This window comes from Catalinimonas alkaloidigena, from assembly GCF_029504655.1.
Taxonomy (GTDB): domain Bacteria; phylum Bacteroidota; class Bacteroidia; order Cytophagales; family Cyclobacteriaceae; genus Catalinimonas; species Catalinimonas alkaloidigena.
This window is the reverse complement of sequence record NZ_JAQFIL010000001.1, coordinates 7096170-7111576: the sequence shown is the minus strand read 5'-3', so window position 1 is coordinate 7111576 and position 15407 is coordinate 7096170. Positions and strand designations below refer to the sequence as shown.

General features: G+C 43.2%; 14 protein-coding genes. 10 read left to right on the top strand and 4 right to left on the bottom strand.

The annotated features are described in order from the left end of the window. The first annotated feature begins 15 nt into the window (after positions 1–15). Genes OKW21_RS28910 through OKW21_RS28900 form a run of 3 tightly spaced genes read left to right on the top strand, consistent with a single transcriptional unit; the run spans position 16 to position 4185 of the window. A complete protein-coding gene (locus OKW21_RS28910) occupies positions 16–1074 on the top strand; it encodes a PAS domain-containing protein (RefSeq protein ID WP_277487821.1) in 1059 nt (352 codons plus the stop codon). Beyond that, entirely contained in the window at positions 1022–3403 is a 2382-nt protein-coding gene (locus tag OKW21_RS28905; RefSeq protein ID WP_277486576.1) for an ATP-binding protein, read from the top strand. The genes OKW21_RS28910 and OKW21_RS28905 overlap by 53 nt, the downstream gene beginning before the upstream one ends. Further along, positions 3400–4185 (top strand): NIPSNAP family protein, encoded by a 786-nt coding sequence (locus tag OKW21_RS28900; RefSeq protein ID WP_277486574.1) that lies wholly within the window; start codon positions 3400–3402, stop codon positions 4183–4185. Before OKW21_RS28905 ends, OKW21_RS28900 begins: the two co-directional genes overlap by 4 nt. A gap of 84 nt (positions 4186–4269) precedes the next feature. Here the strand turns inward: OKW21_RS28900 and mutS are convergent, their stop codons facing one another. Next, a complete protein-coding gene (gene mutS / locus OKW21_RS28895) occupies positions 4270–6843 on the bottom strand; it encodes a DNA mismatch repair protein MutS (RefSeq protein WP_277486572.1) in 2574 nt (857 codons plus the stop codon). A 299-nt stretch (positions 6844–7142) separates the two neighbouring features. Here mutS and OKW21_RS28890 point away from each other — a divergent pair, with 299 nt between their 5' ends. From OKW21_RS28890 to OKW21_RS28875, 4 genes are all read left to right on the top strand, one after another. Continuing rightward, a complete protein-coding gene (locus OKW21_RS28890) occupies positions 7143–7673 on the top strand; it encodes an RNA methyltransferase (RefSeq protein ID WP_277486570.1) in 531 nt (176 codons plus the stop codon). A gap of 192 nt (positions 7674–7865) precedes the next feature. Continuing rightward, a complete protein-coding gene (locus OKW21_RS28885; protein WP_277486568.1) occupies positions 7866–8414 on the top strand; it encodes an NUDIX domain-containing protein in 549 nt (182 codons plus the stop codon). An 81-nt stretch (positions 8415–8495) separates the two neighbouring features. Further along, positions 8496–9860: an MATE family efflux transporter gene (locus tag OKW21_RS28880; protein ID WP_277486566.1), complete on the top strand. Its 1365-nt coding sequence runs from the start codon at positions 8496–8498 to the stop codon at positions 9858–9860. 24 nt (positions 9861–9884) lie between these two features. Continuing rightward, entirely contained in the window at positions 9885–10889 is a 1005-nt protein-coding gene (locus OKW21_RS28875) for an ABC transporter substrate-binding protein (RefSeq protein ID WP_277486564.1), read from the top strand. Positions 10890–10895: 6 nt separating this feature from the next. Here OKW21_RS28875 and OKW21_RS28870 read toward each other — a convergent pair whose 3' ends face one another. Continuing rightward, positions 10896–11489, bottom strand: coding sequence for a nitroreductase family protein (locus OKW21_RS28870; RefSeq protein WP_277486562.1), 594 nt, complete (start codon positions 11487–11489; stop codon positions 10896–10898). Positions 11490–11641: 152 nt separating this feature from the next. On the opposite strand from OKW21_RS28870, the gene OKW21_RS28865 reads away from it, so the two are divergent. From OKW21_RS28865 to OKW21_RS28855, 3 genes are read left to right on the top strand one after another with little or no spacing between them, the layout of a single operon-like run. Continuing rightward, positions 11642–12400 carry an SDR family NAD(P)-dependent oxidoreductase gene (locus tag OKW21_RS28865; protein ID WP_277486560.1) on the top strand — a complete coding sequence of 253 codons (759 nt, stop codon included), beginning with the start codon at positions 11642–11644 and terminating at the stop codon, positions 12398–12400. 39 nt (positions 12401–12439) lie between these two features. Then, a complete protein-coding gene (locus OKW21_RS28860) occupies positions 12440–12874 on the top strand; it encodes a hypothetical protein (RefSeq protein WP_277486558.1) in 435 nt (144 codons plus the stop codon). Then, complete coding sequence (locus OKW21_RS28855; protein WP_277486556.1) at positions 12858–13799, top strand: SelL-related redox protein; 942 nt, start codon at positions 12858–12860, stop codon at positions 13797–13799. Before OKW21_RS28860 ends, OKW21_RS28855 begins: the two co-directional genes overlap by 17 nt. A 97-nt stretch (positions 13800–13896) precedes the next feature. Here the strand turns inward: OKW21_RS28855 and rimM are convergent, their stop codons facing one another. After that, a complete protein-coding gene (rimM, locus tag OKW21_RS28850) occupies positions 13897–14427 on the bottom strand; it encodes a ribosome maturation factor RimM (protein ID WP_277486554.1) in 531 nt (176 codons plus the stop codon). Between the two features lie 6 nt (positions 14428–14433). Continuing rightward, positions 14434–15342, bottom strand: a complete 909-nt coding sequence (locus tag OKW21_RS28845; RefSeq protein WP_277486552.1) for a 30S ribosomal protein S16 — start codon at positions 15340–15342, stop codon at positions 14434–14436. Positions 15343–15407 lie beyond the last annotated feature (65 nt).

Genomic DNA, 15407 nt, shown 5'->3' with positions numbered 1-15407 from the left:
CTCTGTACCTTGAAAATGGATAAAGGCAGACTTAATGAAATATTCAATGATACCTCAGAAGCAGTTGTCATCTTTGACAAGCAAGGGAGTATCATTTATTTTAATTCTACTGCCAGTCGTTTGTTTCAGTACACTTCAGCAGAAGCCGAAGGCAAAAGTATATTTGATCTGATAGAGCAAGACATTCATCAAAATTTGCGAAACTTCCTCTCGCATAAACCTGGTTTTTCATCCCAGACTTTAGAACAAAAAGCTTTCATCATCAGGCAGGATGAACAACTGTTGCCGGCCAGCTTTCTGCTTAGTTCAATAACACACGAAAAAGGTGATATCTACATGATGGTGATTGAAGCCCTGGCCGCTAGCGAAGATGCATTAAGCCTCAACTATAAACTATTGGCGGACAATGTTCCTCATATAGTTTCGCTCTACAATGCCCAACTACAATGTTTATACGTTAACCCCGCAGTACGCCAACTCTATGGCTATCGTCAGGCTGAGTATATCGGCGTGGGCGGATTTGTGGCACTTGTAGCTGATGAAGATAAAGCGCGTATCCTACAGGAAATAGAGCAGGATACCAAGGAACGCGTTGCTTTAAAAACTTACACATATTGCGCCTACCAGAGTAATGGCGAACTCGTGCAGGTCCAGAATATTGTAAAAAGAACTTTTGACACACAGGGAAACCTAAACCGCCTGATTGCTTATGAAAAAGGGGCTGAATATGAGCCTCCTATTTCCTCTCCTGCTCCAGAGCTTTCAAGCCAGGCAGCACTTCTGTTGTTAGATGCTCAAGGCAAGATCAATTATATCAGCCCTGCTACTACTTCCTTACTTGATATTGATATGTATCAGGGCAAGAATTTTATTGACATGCTACATCCGTCAGACCAGCAGCGTTTGCGTTATGCCCGAGAAGAGACAATACTAAACGGAATCGTTAGTTTGCAATATCAGTGCAGAGTTAAGCAGGATAACAGCTTTGTGCCTATGCGGGTCATGCTGGATAAGTTTTACAATGCGCAAGGGCAACAAACCCACACTACTGTCAGACTCTACCGCTTGGGATGAACAGGCGTTGACCGATTTTCAGTCAGCACCTCAATATCTCAAACTCATTGCAGAATATGTGGATGAGATTGTATGCTTTTTCCAAAAAGACCTTAGCATCAAATATATCAGCCCCTCAATACGGCAGATGCTCGGCTATACCCAGGATGAACTAGAAGGGCATAGACTTGAAAGTATTATACATGCTGATGACCGTGCCGATGCAGAAGCTCGCTTTCAAAACGCTTTTAAAGTCCCCTTAAAAAATTTCAGAAGCCGTTTCATGACCAAATCGGGAGAGACACTGGAACTTGAGCTTGACTTTAGAGCTTTAGATGAATCGGCTCAAGATGAGGCCGCTTCATTTCTGGTGCTCTTAAAGCGTATTCCTCCTGCCGAATCAGTAACTGACCCTGCTTCTTTATTTGCCAATGTATTTGATTATCTGGCAGATGCCATCGCATTGGTAGAATTGCCAGCATTAACCATCAAGCAGGTAAACAAGAAATTTCTGGAGGTTTTTGAAACCTCTGAAAAAGATCTGGAAGAGAAGCATTTCCAAAACTTATTCGATAACTCTACCGATTTACAACCTCTGAAAAGCGCATTGCTGCACACAAAAGCTTTTCAGCAAAATATACGCTGTGTCAGCCGGGAGCAAAAAACGTTCTGGGCCAATGTTGCCGTTTCCTTTTTCCAAACTTCTCGCCAAAGCTTCGCATTACTGCGTATTTCTGACATCAGCGAGCTTAAGGAGAATGAAGAAAGACTGGAAGAAGCACGAGAAGAAGCAGAGCAGACCCTGAAAAACAGGGAAGAGTTTTTGTCTACTATGAGTCATGAGATTCGGACCCCGCTTAATGCCGTACTAGGGATGACACATCTGATGCTTCAGGGTACTCCACGTGCAGACCAAACCAAATTACTGCAAACACTCAAGTTTTCTGGCGAAAGTCTCACCGCACTTATCAACGATGTATTAGACTACTCTAAAATTGAGGCAGGCAAGCTGGGCTTTGCAGAGGATGATTTTAATCTCAAAGAGTTTATACAAGGCATTAAGATGACTTACAAAACACTTGCCCATGAGAAAGGCTTGCTGTTTCGTACTTTACTGGAAGAAGAACTTCCCGGCATGCTTAATGGTGATGTAAATCGCCTGGGTCAAATCCTGAACAACCTGCTAAATAATGCCATCAAATTTACTGAAGAGGGACAAGTTATCCTCAGTATCTATGTAGATGCTGAGACTGAGCAAGAGTATACTATTCTTTTTGAGGTAGCTGATACCGGCATCGGTATTGCCAAAGAGAAGCAAGACATTATTTTTGACCCTTACAAGCAGGCTAGCCAGCGCACTTCACGTTATTTTGGTGGCACCGGTTTGGGCTTATCCATTGTGAAGAAGTTAGTAGATTTGTTTGGAGGAGAGATCGTACTCCACAGCGAAGAAGGTAAAGGAACCACTTTCCAGGTCAGACTTCCCTTCAAAAAAGTACCTGATTCAGCACCTTTCAGTAGGGAAAGTGACCAAAGCTTCATACATGAGTTTCAGCCTTTGGAGGGCTTAAAAGTTCTGTATGTTGAGGATGTTATCCCTAATCAGTTCTTAATGGAAGGCTTATGTGATACCTGGCATATTCAACTAGACACTGCCCTCAATGGCCTGGAAGCTCTGGAAAAGGTAAAACAAAATCACTATGATCTTATTCTGATGGATATACAAATGCCCGAGATGGATGGTTTTGAAGCTGCCCAGGAAATCAGAAAGCTAAAAGATCCTCATTATAGTAATATCCCTATCCTCGCTTTGTCAGCCTCTGTCTCTGACCGTACACGGCTACGCATAAGGGAAAATGGAATGGACGATTATATTGCCAAGCCTATTAATCCGAAAGATTTACACCACAAGCTCCGTTACTTCTCCAATATCGTGAATACCAAAATGGTAACCGATTCTGGTAAGACCGAACAAGAAGGCGAAGTGTTAACCGCTGATGTTAGTCTTGATACACCTGATTTCTCTCAGCTAAAAGCGCTTTATGTAAATGACCCTGTAGATTACATCAAGATATTAGAGCAAATATTAAAACTTACAGAAAATAGCAAGGCCTTCATCATAGACGCTCTGGAAGGGAATAACGAAGAGCTTTTCCGAAGTCACAATCATAAAGTAATGTCTTATATGAAGCTTATGCGTTTAGAGCATATGGAAGAGGTAATTAATGACATTAAAATACAATTTGAAGCGCAAAACCCTTCTTTTGAAGACCTTATTCCTGTGCTCAGGCAACACTTTAACAACTTTATAACACACCTAAAACAAGAAATCGAGAACCACAGATCATGAAAAGACGATCCTTTGTCAAAAACACACTAGCTACACTGGCTGCAACTACAGCGGCAGGCAGCGCAAGCAGCATAGCTGCTGAACAACAACAATCCTCAAAGGAATATTATGAGCTTAGAGTATACGAGCTGAAATCAGGAGGAAAATTATCCACCTTTGAAGAATATCTTAGCAAAGCTGTAATTCCTGCTCTCAACAATATTGGTATTGAGAATGTTGGGGTATTCACCGAAATGGGTATGTCTCACCCTCCAAAGCTATTCATGCTCATCCCTTATCAGTCTCTGGAGGAGTTTGCTAGTGCAGAAGAAAAAATAAAAAAACAGAAAGTGTATCAGGATAATAGTCAGAATTATATGGCAGCCACGCCGGACAACCTGAACTTTATTCGCATGCATAATTACCTGTTAGAAGCTTTTGACGTTATACCCAAGCTAAAAGTCCCCGAAAAGGGAGAGCGCATATTTGAGCTGAGAGATTACGAAAGCTTTAGTGAAGAAGCTGGTGTACGTAAGATAGAGATGTTTAACGAGGATGAAATGGACATTTTCTACAAAACCGGCCTCGATCCTGTCTTTTTCGGAAAAACGATGGTAGGGCAGGATTTGCCTAATCTTATATATATGCTGGTTTTCGATAATCTGGAAGAGCGTGACCGCAACTGGAAGAAGTTTAGCGCACATCCTGATTGGAAAGAAGTATCAGGTATGGAAAAATACGCCAATACTGTTTCTCAGGTTAAGCGCACATTTTTGGTCCCTACCAGCTATTCGCAGATTTAAAAATTGTACAGTAACCGTAAAGAGTATGCCAGCCCTGCTTATGTAAGGCTGGCTTTTTATTTTGGATATGAAATCGTTAGCAAACTATGATTTCATAATCAGCTGCAGCTCATTGAGCTTTAGTAGTGCTTCCACTGGCGAGACGGTATTGATGTCTGTCTTCTCCAGCATTTCTTTAATTTTGATAAACTTTGGGTCTGCATCAAATAATGAAAGTTGAAAATTTTGCTGCTTAGGAATATCTTTCATCTGTTGCGTTCCTTTTCCATTGATTTTATCTTTTTCCAGGTGATGCATAATTTCATTCGCACGCATTACCACCTGCTGCGGCATGCCTGCCATCTGTGCTACATGGATACCAAAGCTATGTTCGCTACCTCCTTCTTTTAGCTTGCGCAGAAACAAAATCTTATTCCCTACTTCCTTTACTGCCACATTGTAATTTTTGATCCTTGCGAAATTGGAAGAAAGCTGATTCAACTCATGATAGTGTGTAGCAAAGAGCGTTTTGGCCTGAAAGCGCGGGTGGTTATGCAGATACTCTACTATTGACCAGGCAATAGAAATCCCATCATAGGTACTGGTACCCCGACCGATCTCATCCATTAGCAACAGACTACGACTACTGAGGTTGTTAATAATACTGGCGGTCTCTATCATTTCTACCATAAATGTAGACTCTCCCTTGGCCAGGTTGTCGGAAGCACCTACACGGGTAAACACTTTATCTACAATCCCGATTTGCGCATGGGCAGCCGGTACAAATGAACCCATCTGCGCCATTAGTACAATCAGTGCAGTCTGACGAAGCAGGGCTGACTTACCTGCCATATTGGGTCCGGTGATGATGATGATCTGCTGCTTTTCATTATCCAGATAAATGTCATTAGGCACATAGTTCTCCCCGGGTGTCATCTGCTTTTCTATTACCGGATGCCTTCCTTCTTTGATATCTATTACATCATCATCTGCTAATTTTGGTTTAGTATAGTGGCTTTGATAGGCAATCTGTGCGAAGGAAGAAAGGCAATCTACTACTGCCAGGGTACGGGCGTTCTGCTGAATCTGCGTTACAAACTCAGTCGTTGCCAGCACTAAATCCTGATAAAGTTTCTGCTCAATGTGAGTTAGCTTTTCTTCGGCATGCAGGATTTTTTCTTCGTAAGTTTTGAGTTCCTCAGTAATATAGCGCTCAGCATTTACTAAGGTTTGTTTTCTGATCCAGTCGGAAGGCACCTTGTTTTTGTGGGCATTGCTAACCTCCAGGTAATAACCAAACACCTTATTGTAAGATAGCTTGAGCGAGCTAATGCCCGTATTTTGTATTTCTCGCTGACGAACTTGCTCCAGATAATCTTTGCCAGAGTAGGCAATTTTATTGAGTTCATCCAGCTCTTCATGTATACCTTCCCTGATTAAGCCTCCCTGATTGGTGACCAGTGGAGGATCATCCCGGAGTTCACGCTCAATTTTATCCAGTATGTATTCGCAGGTATGCAGTTGATCCGCCAGTTTCTTGAGCTGTGGGATTTCCAGTGAAGCCAATAATTGTTTGACGGGTATACTATGTTTGATAGCCCTTTTGAGCTGTATCATCTCCCGCGGATTGATTCTTCCCGCCGCAACTTTGGAGATAAGTCTTTCCAGATCACCGATGGTCTTCAGGTATTGGATAATCTGCTTGCGCATTTCTTCCTGCTCCAGTAAAGCTTCAACCGTATGTAGCCGCTCTTCTATTGCTGTTTTAGACTTCAAAGGAAGCACAATCCACTTTTTAAGCAATCTGGCACCCATGGGTGTACATGTTTTATCCAGTACATCAATCAGTGGAACACCCCCCTCGTGCTGGGGAAAAATCAGTTCCAGGTTACGAATGGTAAATTTATCCAGCCAAACGTATTTCTCTTCCTCGATACGGGCAAGGGAGGATATATGCTTGATTTCTCGATGCTCTGTCTCTTCCAGGTAATAGAGCACTGCCCCGGCAGCTATAATCCCTTCAGTCAGATTTTCTACACCAAAACCTTTCAGCGATTGCGTATTAAAGTGCTTTGTGAGCCTTTCGTAAGCGTAATCGTGCGTAAAGAGCCAGTCTTCTAGACGATAAGTATTATACTGATCACGGAAAAGCTCTTCATAAACTTTTCTGTCTTTCTTGCAATAAATAACCTCTGCCGGGTTAAAGCTCTGCAGCAGCTTTTCTATATAAGTAACTGTACCACAGGAGGTGATAAATTCTCCGGTAGACAAGTCCAGGAGGGCTATACCTATCTTATCTTTTTCGAAGTGCAGGGAAGCAAGATAATTGTTTCGCTTGCGATCCAACACATTATCATTAAAGGAAAGGCCGGGAGTAACCAATTCTGTGACACCTCTCTTAACTACACCTTTTGCAAATTTTGGATCTTCCAGCTGATCACAGATCGCAACGCGATAACCGGCCCGCACCAGTTTGGTCAGATAATTATCCAATGCGTGATGAGGAAAGCCTGCCAGCTCAACCTCCGAGGCAGAGCCATTTGCACGTTTGGTCAGTACAATGTCCAGTACTCTGCTGGTGGTAATCGCGTCTTCCCCGAAAGTTTCGTAGAAATCTCCTACCCTGAACAACAGTAATGCACCGGGATACTTGCCTTTAACAGCATTGTACTGTTTCATAAGTGGTGTCACTTTTTTTGCGTCCTTGCTGTCTTCTTTAGCTTTAGCACCCGGCATATTTGTGTTTTTTTTAACTGGAGATTTTACAAAAATAATAAGAAGCCTTTCCTCAGCAAAAACAATTCATACTTCATAAGTGTAGATAAATTTTTATATTCATTGTCTTCAGCTCAATATCTTATATATTCACTATTTAGCCAAAACCAGCTACCACTACTAAGCACAGTACCTGTTGGGTACATCTGACTAGAACTAGAAAAGACCTCAGGCTTTGGAGTGGAGCAATGATCTGCGCATACATGAGAAAACTTAAGAACGAAGAACTGGAACGCCTTAGCCTGGAAGAGTTTAAGGCCAAAAAGAAACATCCGATCGTGATTGTACTGGATAATATCCGGAGCATGAATAATGTAGGCTCTGCCTTCCGTACAGCAGATGCCTTTCTGATAGAAAAAATTTTTCTATGTGGTATTACGGCCACGCCTCCTCACCGCGAAATTAACAAAACAGCTTTAGGTGCTACGGACGCGGTAAGTTGGGAATACCGCGAAAAAACTGTTGAACTAATTGAAGAGCTTAAAGAAGAGGGATTCAAAATCTTATGTGTGGAGCAGGTAGATGAAGGAGTCCCTCTACAGGATTTTCTTCCTTACAGAGATAATAAATACTGCCTGGTATTCGGCAATGAAGTTTTTGGTATTGCAGATGAGGTTGTGGAAAAAGCAGACACTTGTCTGGAAATTCCCCAGTTTGGTACGAAGCACTCTCTCAATATTTCGGTCAGTATCGGTATTGTGATGTGGGATTTTTTCAAAAAGCTGGTCGACTAAGATTCTTTCTCTAAAACCTTCAAAAAATAACTTCATCCAAGCGCTGGACCGCTTAGCAAGAGAGCCTTATTTCCTCAAATTTGCCAAAACTACAGGCTGCCATTTACGTTGCATTATATTTGTGCTCCGTTAAAAATCTTATCGAATTAACTAGACGAGCAAGTTGCTTATAAACGGAAAAATATATTGTGCATGAAAGAGCGTATCAATCCCTGGAAACAAATCAGCAGTAAGGAGCTTTACCAGAACCCTTGGATAGAGGTCCACGAAGACCAGGTGATCAACCCCCGAGGAGGGGAGGGGATATATGGTAAAGTGCTTTTTAAAAACCTGGCCATTGGCATCATTCCGATAGACGATCAAGGAAACACCTGGCTCGTAGGGCAGTACCGTTATACCCTTGATGAATACTCATGGGAAATACCTATGGGCGGTGGTAGCAAAGCCAATGATCCGCTGGACTCTGCCCGGCGGGAGCTCAAAGAAGAAACCGGACTTACCGCCAAAAGCTGGACTTTGCTGATGCGTCTCCATACTTCTAACTCGGTGACTGACGAAGAGGGGTTTACGTACATAGCTCGCGAGTTGGAAGAAGGGAGCACCGAATTTGACGAAACTGAAGATCTGGAAATCATGAAGCTTCCTTTTTCAGAAGCTGTTGATATGGTAATGGAAGGGCGCATCACTGACGCAATCAGTGTTTCAGGATTATTGAAGGCTGCCCGCCTCTTGAATCTTTAGTAAGAAAGGAATTTTTTGTCTGCCGGATTGTTAACTATCAGGCTATTATTTGATCATACTTATTGATCGTGTATTTTAAGCATGTCATTACAACCTTTACATACACATTTTCGCACAACTTTTATCATTGCCTACCCCATCGTTTTAAGCCAACTTGGGCATATCACTGTTGGTGTAGCTGATAGTGTAATGGTAGGGGAATTAGGCACCGACCCGCTGGCGGCTGTGTCACTGGCCAACAGTATTTTTTCGCTGGTATTGATGTTTGGCATTGGTGTCTCTATGGCCATCACTCCACTGGTGGCTGCAGCTGACGGGAAAGGCGATAAGCAAAAGAGTGGTCAGGTATTCCGTCACGGCTTCATCATCAATTTATGCGCTGCGTTTTTACTCGGACTTTTGGTGCTGGCTGGATCATCATTGCTGTATTATCTGGAGCAGCCTGAGCAGGTGGTTAAAATCACCATTCCTTATCTCCTGATCATCACACTCTCATTGGTGCCTTTTATGTTGTTCCAGACTTTCAAGCAATATGCAGAAGGGCTTTCTTTTACCCGCACAGCCATGTTTATTACCTTGAGTGCCAACCTCCTGAATATCTTGCTTAACTATCTGCTGATCTATGGCAAGCTGGGATTTCCAGCCCTGGGGCTTAATGGTGCAGGATGGGCGACTTTTATTTCGAGAGTCATTATGGCCATCGCCATAGTCATTTATGTTAGCCGGGCAAGCTGGTTTCAGCAGGGGCTTAAGCTAAAGCAATTTCAAAAGAAGCTGGTGGTACGCATGTTAAAACTGGGTATTCCAACTGGTTTCCAGTACGTATTTGAGGTAGGTGCTTTTAGCTGTGCAGCTATCATGATGGGCTGGCTCGGCGCTCAGGCACTGGCAGCACACCAGATTGCGCTTAATATGGCAGCCGTTAGTTATATGATGGTCACTGGCATTGCTGCGGCTTCTACCGTAAGGGTAGGTAACCAATTAGGAAAACAGGATATCCCCAATATGAGAAGGGCCGGCTTCAGCGCTTTTCTGATGGGCTTGATGCTAATGACTGCCTCCGCCATCATTTTTGTAGTAGGCAAATATTTTCTTCCTTCACTTTATATTGATGAGCCGCAAGTAATAGAACTGGCAGGCTCATTGCTGATAGTAGCTGCGTTCTTTCAGCTTTCAGATGGTGTACAAGCCGTAGGCCTGGGTACCCTGAGAGGCATGGCTGACGTTAAGATTCCTACCATTATCACTCTGGTGGCTTACTGGCTGGTGGGTCTCCCTATTGCTTACTGGCTGGCCTTCCCTATGGAGTTAGGGGCTCATGGCATTTGGTACGGTCTTTTGCTTAGCCTTACTCTTGCTGCCATTTTACTTTTCGCCCGCTTCCATTACCTTAGCAAAAAATTACTCAAAAGCTATCCTTCAGTAAACAAAGTACAGGCAGCATAATAGCAGGGCTGCCTCCTACAGTCTATGGCTAAATTGTATTGGATTTTATTCTTTCTGCTCAGCGGTATACTTGCCTGTGATTCACCTACACCAAGGGTGCAACAGGGTGAGGTAGTGACCATATTTAGTAATGCCCTAAATGCTACAGACCGGCAATTATTTACAGCTTTTGAACGCTCTTCCGGGGTAAAAGTAAATATTATCATTGACACGGGAGAACAGATTATTGAACGATTAGCCCAACAACAACAGGATAGCGTAATTGCTGATCTTATCCTATTAGAAGGCATCACTTATTTTCAGAAGGCCAAACAAGTAGGTCTGCTGGACACGCTTTCGCAAGGCAGCATTGTCAATGCCATTCCTGAGCACCTGCGTGATCGTAATTTGCAATGGATAGGGCTGGGCTATAGTGCTAATGCCATAGCTTACCTACGTGATAGCGTTGACACGCTGCAAGTGCGTAGCTACGCTGACCTAAGCAATCCCGAATGGCGAGGAAAAACAGGCTGGGGAACCCAAAATAAAAATATTTACCTGTCGCAGCTTGCCTCCATGCTCGCTGACCAGGGTGCTGAGGCAGAGCAGTGGATATCCGGTCTCTCTGCCAATCTGTTAGACTCTGCTCATTACCGTTCTCCCGCGCATTTTTCTGTTACTGATAGTACTGCCTGGCTAGCGCTAACAAATACAGCGGATTACATTAAAAATTTGAGCGAAGGAAAGCGCTTCCAATCGGCAGGGCTCCTTTTTTCACCTCCTGCCATTTATCTCCATTTGACGGGAGTGGGCATCCTTGATGAAGCGCCTCACCCTGCCCAGGCTCGTGCGCTGCTCAATTATCTCTTTTCACGTGATATCGTAACTCAATACACCCGTTTACACTTTTTGTACCCTACCCGCCCGGATATTGACCCCCCTCCCAGCCTACGTAATCTAGGTTTAGTCAATGCAGATAGTAGCTCACAAAGTAATATCGCTCGTTATACGGAAGAAGCTGAAAACTTATTTAATCGTTATGGCTGGTAAGCCGGCTTAATCATTAATCCATTTTACTTTTGCATCAATGGGGCCTCTCCTGCCTTCCGGCCACTTTCCTTCTGTTGGCGTGCCCACGTACAAAAAACCTAAAAGCTTATCCTCTTCATTGAGACCGAAAAAGGGTTTGGCTTCTTTTTTATAGGTGATGCCTCCGGTACCCCAATAACAACCTACCCCATAGGCAGTAGCCGTCAGGTACATATTCTGCACAGCACAGGCAGTAGCTTCCACTTCTTCTATTTCAGGGATTTTCTGTTTAGGGTCGCGGCTCATTGCTATCGCGATGATGTGAGAGCATTGCAAAGGTTTATCTTTCAGCTTTTGGTATTTAATCTGATCAAAATTGTCTTCGGCAGAACTTAACTCCTTGTAAAGTTCAGACTGAAAGTCCGCCAGCTTTTGTAAACCTGCTCCACTGAATACTGTAAAACGCCAGGGCTCGGTAAGTGCATGGGTAGGCGCCCAGTTGGCATTTTCCAGCATTTGCTCTATAATTTGCTGATCTACTGTCTCGCCACTATAAAGCGCTGGGTAAATAGACCTTCTTTTGCGTATCAGCTCATTAGCTTGTTCAGGGGTGATATTCATTGCGATACTAATTTTTTTTAAAAAACAAGTATACAAAATCCTTATCAGGAGGTTTTGCTGCTAAAGAATAAAATTCTATGAACAAAAATATTTTATACTTGTAGCAGATTTTTTTTAACTTTTCCTTTGTAAATTATTTGTATATATCGCTTATGAAAATAGATTTGTCAGGGCAAAAAATAGTGGTTACCGGTGCCAGCCGTGGAATAGGCAAAGCCATTGCAGAACAGCTCGCTGAGGCTGGTGCTCAGATCGCAGTCCATTATAACCGCAACCGCAACACTGCACAGCGGGTAGCGGAAGATATTGGTAGAGGAGCTGAGATTTTTCAGGCTGACCTAAGTAAGCCGGTTGAGGTAATTCAGCTTTTTGAGAATGTTATGGCTGAATTTGGGAGATTACATGCCATCGTGAATAATGCCGGTATTGCGATCAGTTCGGAGGTTGAAGGTGATGATATTGCTTTTACAGATGCCTGGTCAAAGACGATGCAGGTTAACCTGCACGCTACCGGACTGCTATGTAAGAAAGCTATTGAACACTTTACCGAATGTGGCGGAGGACGCATCATCAATATATCTTCGCGAGCTGCATTCAGAGGAGATACCGCTGATTTTCTGGCTTATGCCGCCTCTAAAGGAGGCGTAGTAGCACTCACTCGCTCCATTGCAAGAGCTTATGGCAGACAGGGCATCAAAGCTTTTATTGTAGCACCGGGTTTTACCCATACCGATATGGCAGATGATTTTATCAAAAAGTATGGAGAGTCTTATGTGAAAAACGACCTGGCGCTAAATGCGCTCACTAAGCCGGAGGACATAGCACCTACCGTAGCCTTTTTAGCCAGCGGCATGGCAGATCATGCTACCGGCTGTACTATTGACATTAACGCAGGAAGTTATGTCCATTGATCTGAGTCTCATGTTTATATCTAAAATCGGAGTAAAAGTATGGTAGAAGAGGAAGAGTTGAGGGTAGAACCCTGGATGCGAGGACTTCTGCTACTCGCAGGTGCTTATAATTTAGGTTGGGGGTTTTTCATTTATAATTTCCCCAATTCTTTTTATCAGTGGCTTAGTCAGAGTGATTTAAATGCTCCTGCCATTATTAGCTGGCAAGGGATAGGTGTAATGCTTTTTGGCGCGGTTTATATAGCTGTTGCTATTTATCCTACTCGGTTTTGGTATCTGCTAGCATTAGGCATTTTTTCAAAAATTGGAGGAGCAGCCTGGTTTTACTTCTTTGTACTGGAAGAAAAAGCTACTAAGCAATATTTGTTTCATCTCATCATGAATGACCTTGTATGGGTAATCCCATTTGTATTTATTCTTGTCAGAGCTTATCAAGTTAAAAGCGCAAAAACAACTTATGAAAAATTTACCTGACTGGATTGCCATCGTTCTCCGTTTTGCTGGTATCACCAATGCCGTCTGGGGACTTACTTTTGCACTTTTTACTGAGGTAATGCTACGTTGGGCAGGTATGCCAGCTCCTTATGCCGTCTTCCCCTGGAAAATGTTTGGGTTAATCGCGATCATTTTTGGAGCGGCCTACTATTTGGCAGCCGATAATCCTGTGAGGCATGTACTCATTATCACCACTGGTATTTTCATCAAATTATGTGGCACGTTAATGTTAATGAGCTATTATTTTAGTGATCTTATTACGGCTCGTCTTGCATCATTTATCGCGCTTAAAGATGTAATCTGGTCGATAGTATTTGGAATTATCCTTTATCATGTTTTTAAAGCCTGGCAAACACCCAATGATGACAAACACAATCCCCATAACTCTCTTTCCGATACTTTAAAGGGGTTTAATACTCAGGAGGGAGACACATTGAATGACCTATCTTTTCGTAAGCCTGTTTTTCTGGTTTTTTTAAGACATTTCGGTTGTGTCTTTTGTCGTGAAGCCTTGGCTGATCTTCGAAAACACCGCCAGGAAATAGAGCGGCAGGGAGTAGAAATCATATTGGTACACATGAGTTCACACTATGAAGGAGAGCTATTTCTGGAGAAACAGGGCCTTTCAAATGTGAAACATATCAGTGACCCGGATTGCAGCCTTTACAATACTTTTCAGCTTAAACGTGGTACACTTAGCCAGCTTTTTGGTATACATGCCTGGATCAGAGGTATTAAAACTGGAGTTATCAAAACTCATGGCATAGGATGGCTGGCAGGAGATGGTTTTCGTATGTCAGGCGTGTTTGTGCTTTATAAAGGGGAGATGCTCAAGAGCTACCGCCATCAACATGTAGCTGACCGTCCGGATTATGTAGCCTTGGCCAATTGCGAACTGGCATGAATAGTTCTAGGTTCTTAGCGTAATAGTAAGTACGATAGTCACAAACTTTGGCTCTTTGACTATATCACTACGGATTAACACTTAGAACTAACTATTCTCACTCTAAATATACATCCAGCAATCCTTCCGGCAGCCGGGTAAAGACGATTTTCTTTTCTTTATTTACTTCCAGAATAATATCATCATTCAGCGGAATGAGTACTTCCTGGCTTTGATAATCCATCGCAATCAGGTGCTGCTCACCAGCCTCATACACATCTTTGACCATTCCGAGCTGACCTTCATTTTCATCCTCTACCAGAAAGCCGATAATCTCATGGAAATAAAACTGCCCTTCTTCCAACGGGGGCAGTTGGTCTAGGGGTAGGAACAAACTTGCTTTCAGCAGGCTTTCTGCCTGTTCTATATTATCAATATCTTCAAACTTGACAATCAGACTGTCTTTTTGAAGACGTAGGCTCTCAATAAAAAAAGGAATCAGCGTTCCTGAACCTGAGAGTTGCAGAAATACTGATTCCATTTCTTCGTATGCTTCAGGAAAATCAACATCTAAAAATACATTGACTTCCCCTTGCAGGCCGTGCGTTTTGGTGACGTATCCTAGCTGATAGCAGTCATCAATCCGCATAACATATTAACTTTCTTTCTTTTCTTCAGAAGATTCGTCTTCCTTCTTTTCCTCAGCTTTCACCTCTTCTTTTTTAGCAGCAGGAGCTTCCTCTTTTTTCTCCTCAGTCTTTTCTTCTGCTTTAGGTTCTTCAGCCTTGGCTTCTTCTTTCTTTTCAGCCTGAGACTCTTCAGCCTGAGACTCTTCCTTAACTTCAGGAGTCTCTTCTTGCTTCTCAGCTACCGGAGCCTCTTCCTTTTTTTCCTCAGCAGCGGGAGCTTCTTCTTCTTTCTTCTCCTCTGCTTTTTCTTCTTTCTCAGCAGTCGCCTCTTCTTTCTTAGGTTCTTCTGCTACAGCCTCTTCCTGCTTCTCTTCAGCTTTGGGCTCTTCTTTAGCAGGAGCTTCTGCTGGTGCCTCTTCAGTTGCAGCTTCTGCAGTACCTTCCTCCGCAGATTCAGCTTCGGCTTCTTCAACCTCTGCCTGCTGACTCGCGGCTAGTTCCTTGGCACGAGCTTCGTTGATCTTTTTCTCGGCTTCCAGACGTGCTTTTCTTTCTTCTTCCTGCTTCTTAGCCAGCGACTCTTTCTTGCCCATTACCTGAGCGTCTTTAGACTCTATCCACTCGTTAAAGCGCTTGTCTGCTTCTTCCTGCGTAATAGCACCCTTGTTGACACCAATCTGCAGGTGTTTTTTCAACATCACCCCGCGGTAAGACAACATCGCCCTTACCGTATCGGTAGGCTTGGCTCCTTTCAGTAACCAGTCCAATGCTTTGTCTTCCCTGATGTCAATCATTGCAGGGTTGGTGTTAGGGTTGTAAATACCCAATTTTTCAATAAAGCGACCATCCCGTGGTGCTCTGGCGTCGGCTACGACTACATCGTAAATTGCCAGTTTTTTGCGTCCTCGACGCGCCAATCTAATTTTTACTGCCATAATAAATGTTTGTTAAACATAATGGAACCCGTCCATTTGTCGTAAAAGACTGCAAAGTTAACAGA

Bases quoted from the DNA above. Each gene is read 5' to 3' on its own strand.
- OKW21_RS28910 (WP_277487821.1), top strand. From the start codon at position 16: ATGGATAAAGGCAGACTTAATGAAATATTCAATGATACCTCAGAAGCA.
- OKW21_RS28905 (WP_277486576.1), top strand. From the start codon at position 1,022: ATGCGCAAGGGCAACAAACCCACACTACTGTCAGACTCTACCGCTTGG.
- OKW21_RS28900 (WP_277486574.1), top strand. From the start codon at position 3,400: ATGAAAAGACGATCCTTTGTCAAAAACACACTAGCTACACTGGCTGCA.
- mutS (WP_277486572.1), bottom strand. From the start codon at position 6,843: ATGAAACAGTACAATGCTGTTAAAGGCAAGTATCCCGGTGCATTACTG.
- OKW21_RS28890 (WP_277486570.1), top strand. From the start codon at position 7,143: ATGAGAAAACTTAAGAACGAAGAACTGGAACGCCTTAGCCTGGAAGAG.
- OKW21_RS28885 (WP_277486568.1), top strand. From the start codon at position 7,866: ATGAAAGAGCGTATCAATCCCTGGAAACAAATCAGCAGTAAGGAGCTT.
- OKW21_RS28880 (WP_277486566.1), top strand. From the start codon at position 8,496: ATGTCATTACAACCTTTACATACACATTTTCGCACAACTTTTATCATT.
- OKW21_RS28875 (WP_277486564.1), top strand. From the start codon at position 9,885: ATGGCTAAATTGTATTGGATTTTATTCTTTCTGCTCAGCGGTATACTT.
- OKW21_RS28870 (WP_277486562.1), bottom strand. From the start codon at position 11,489: ATGAATATCACCCCTGAACAAGCTAATGAGCTGATACGCAAAAGAAGG.
- OKW21_RS28865 (WP_277486560.1), top strand. From the start codon at position 11,642: ATGAAAATAGATTTGTCAGGGCAAAAAATAGTGGTTACCGGTGCCAGC.
- OKW21_RS28860 (WP_277486558.1), top strand. From the start codon at position 12,440: ATGGTAGAAGAGGAAGAGTTGAGGGTAGAACCCTGGATGCGAGGACTT.
- OKW21_RS28855 (WP_277486556.1), top strand. From the start codon at position 12,858: ATGAAAAATTTACCTGACTGGATTGCCATCGTTCTCCGTTTTGCTGGT.
- rimM (WP_277486554.1), bottom strand. From the start codon at position 14,427: ATGCGGATTGATGACTGCTATCAGCTAGGATACGTCACCAAAACGCAC.
- OKW21_RS28845 (WP_277486552.1), bottom strand. From the start codon at position 15,342: ATGGCAGTAAAAATTAGATTGGCGCGTCGAGGACGCAAAAAACTGGCA.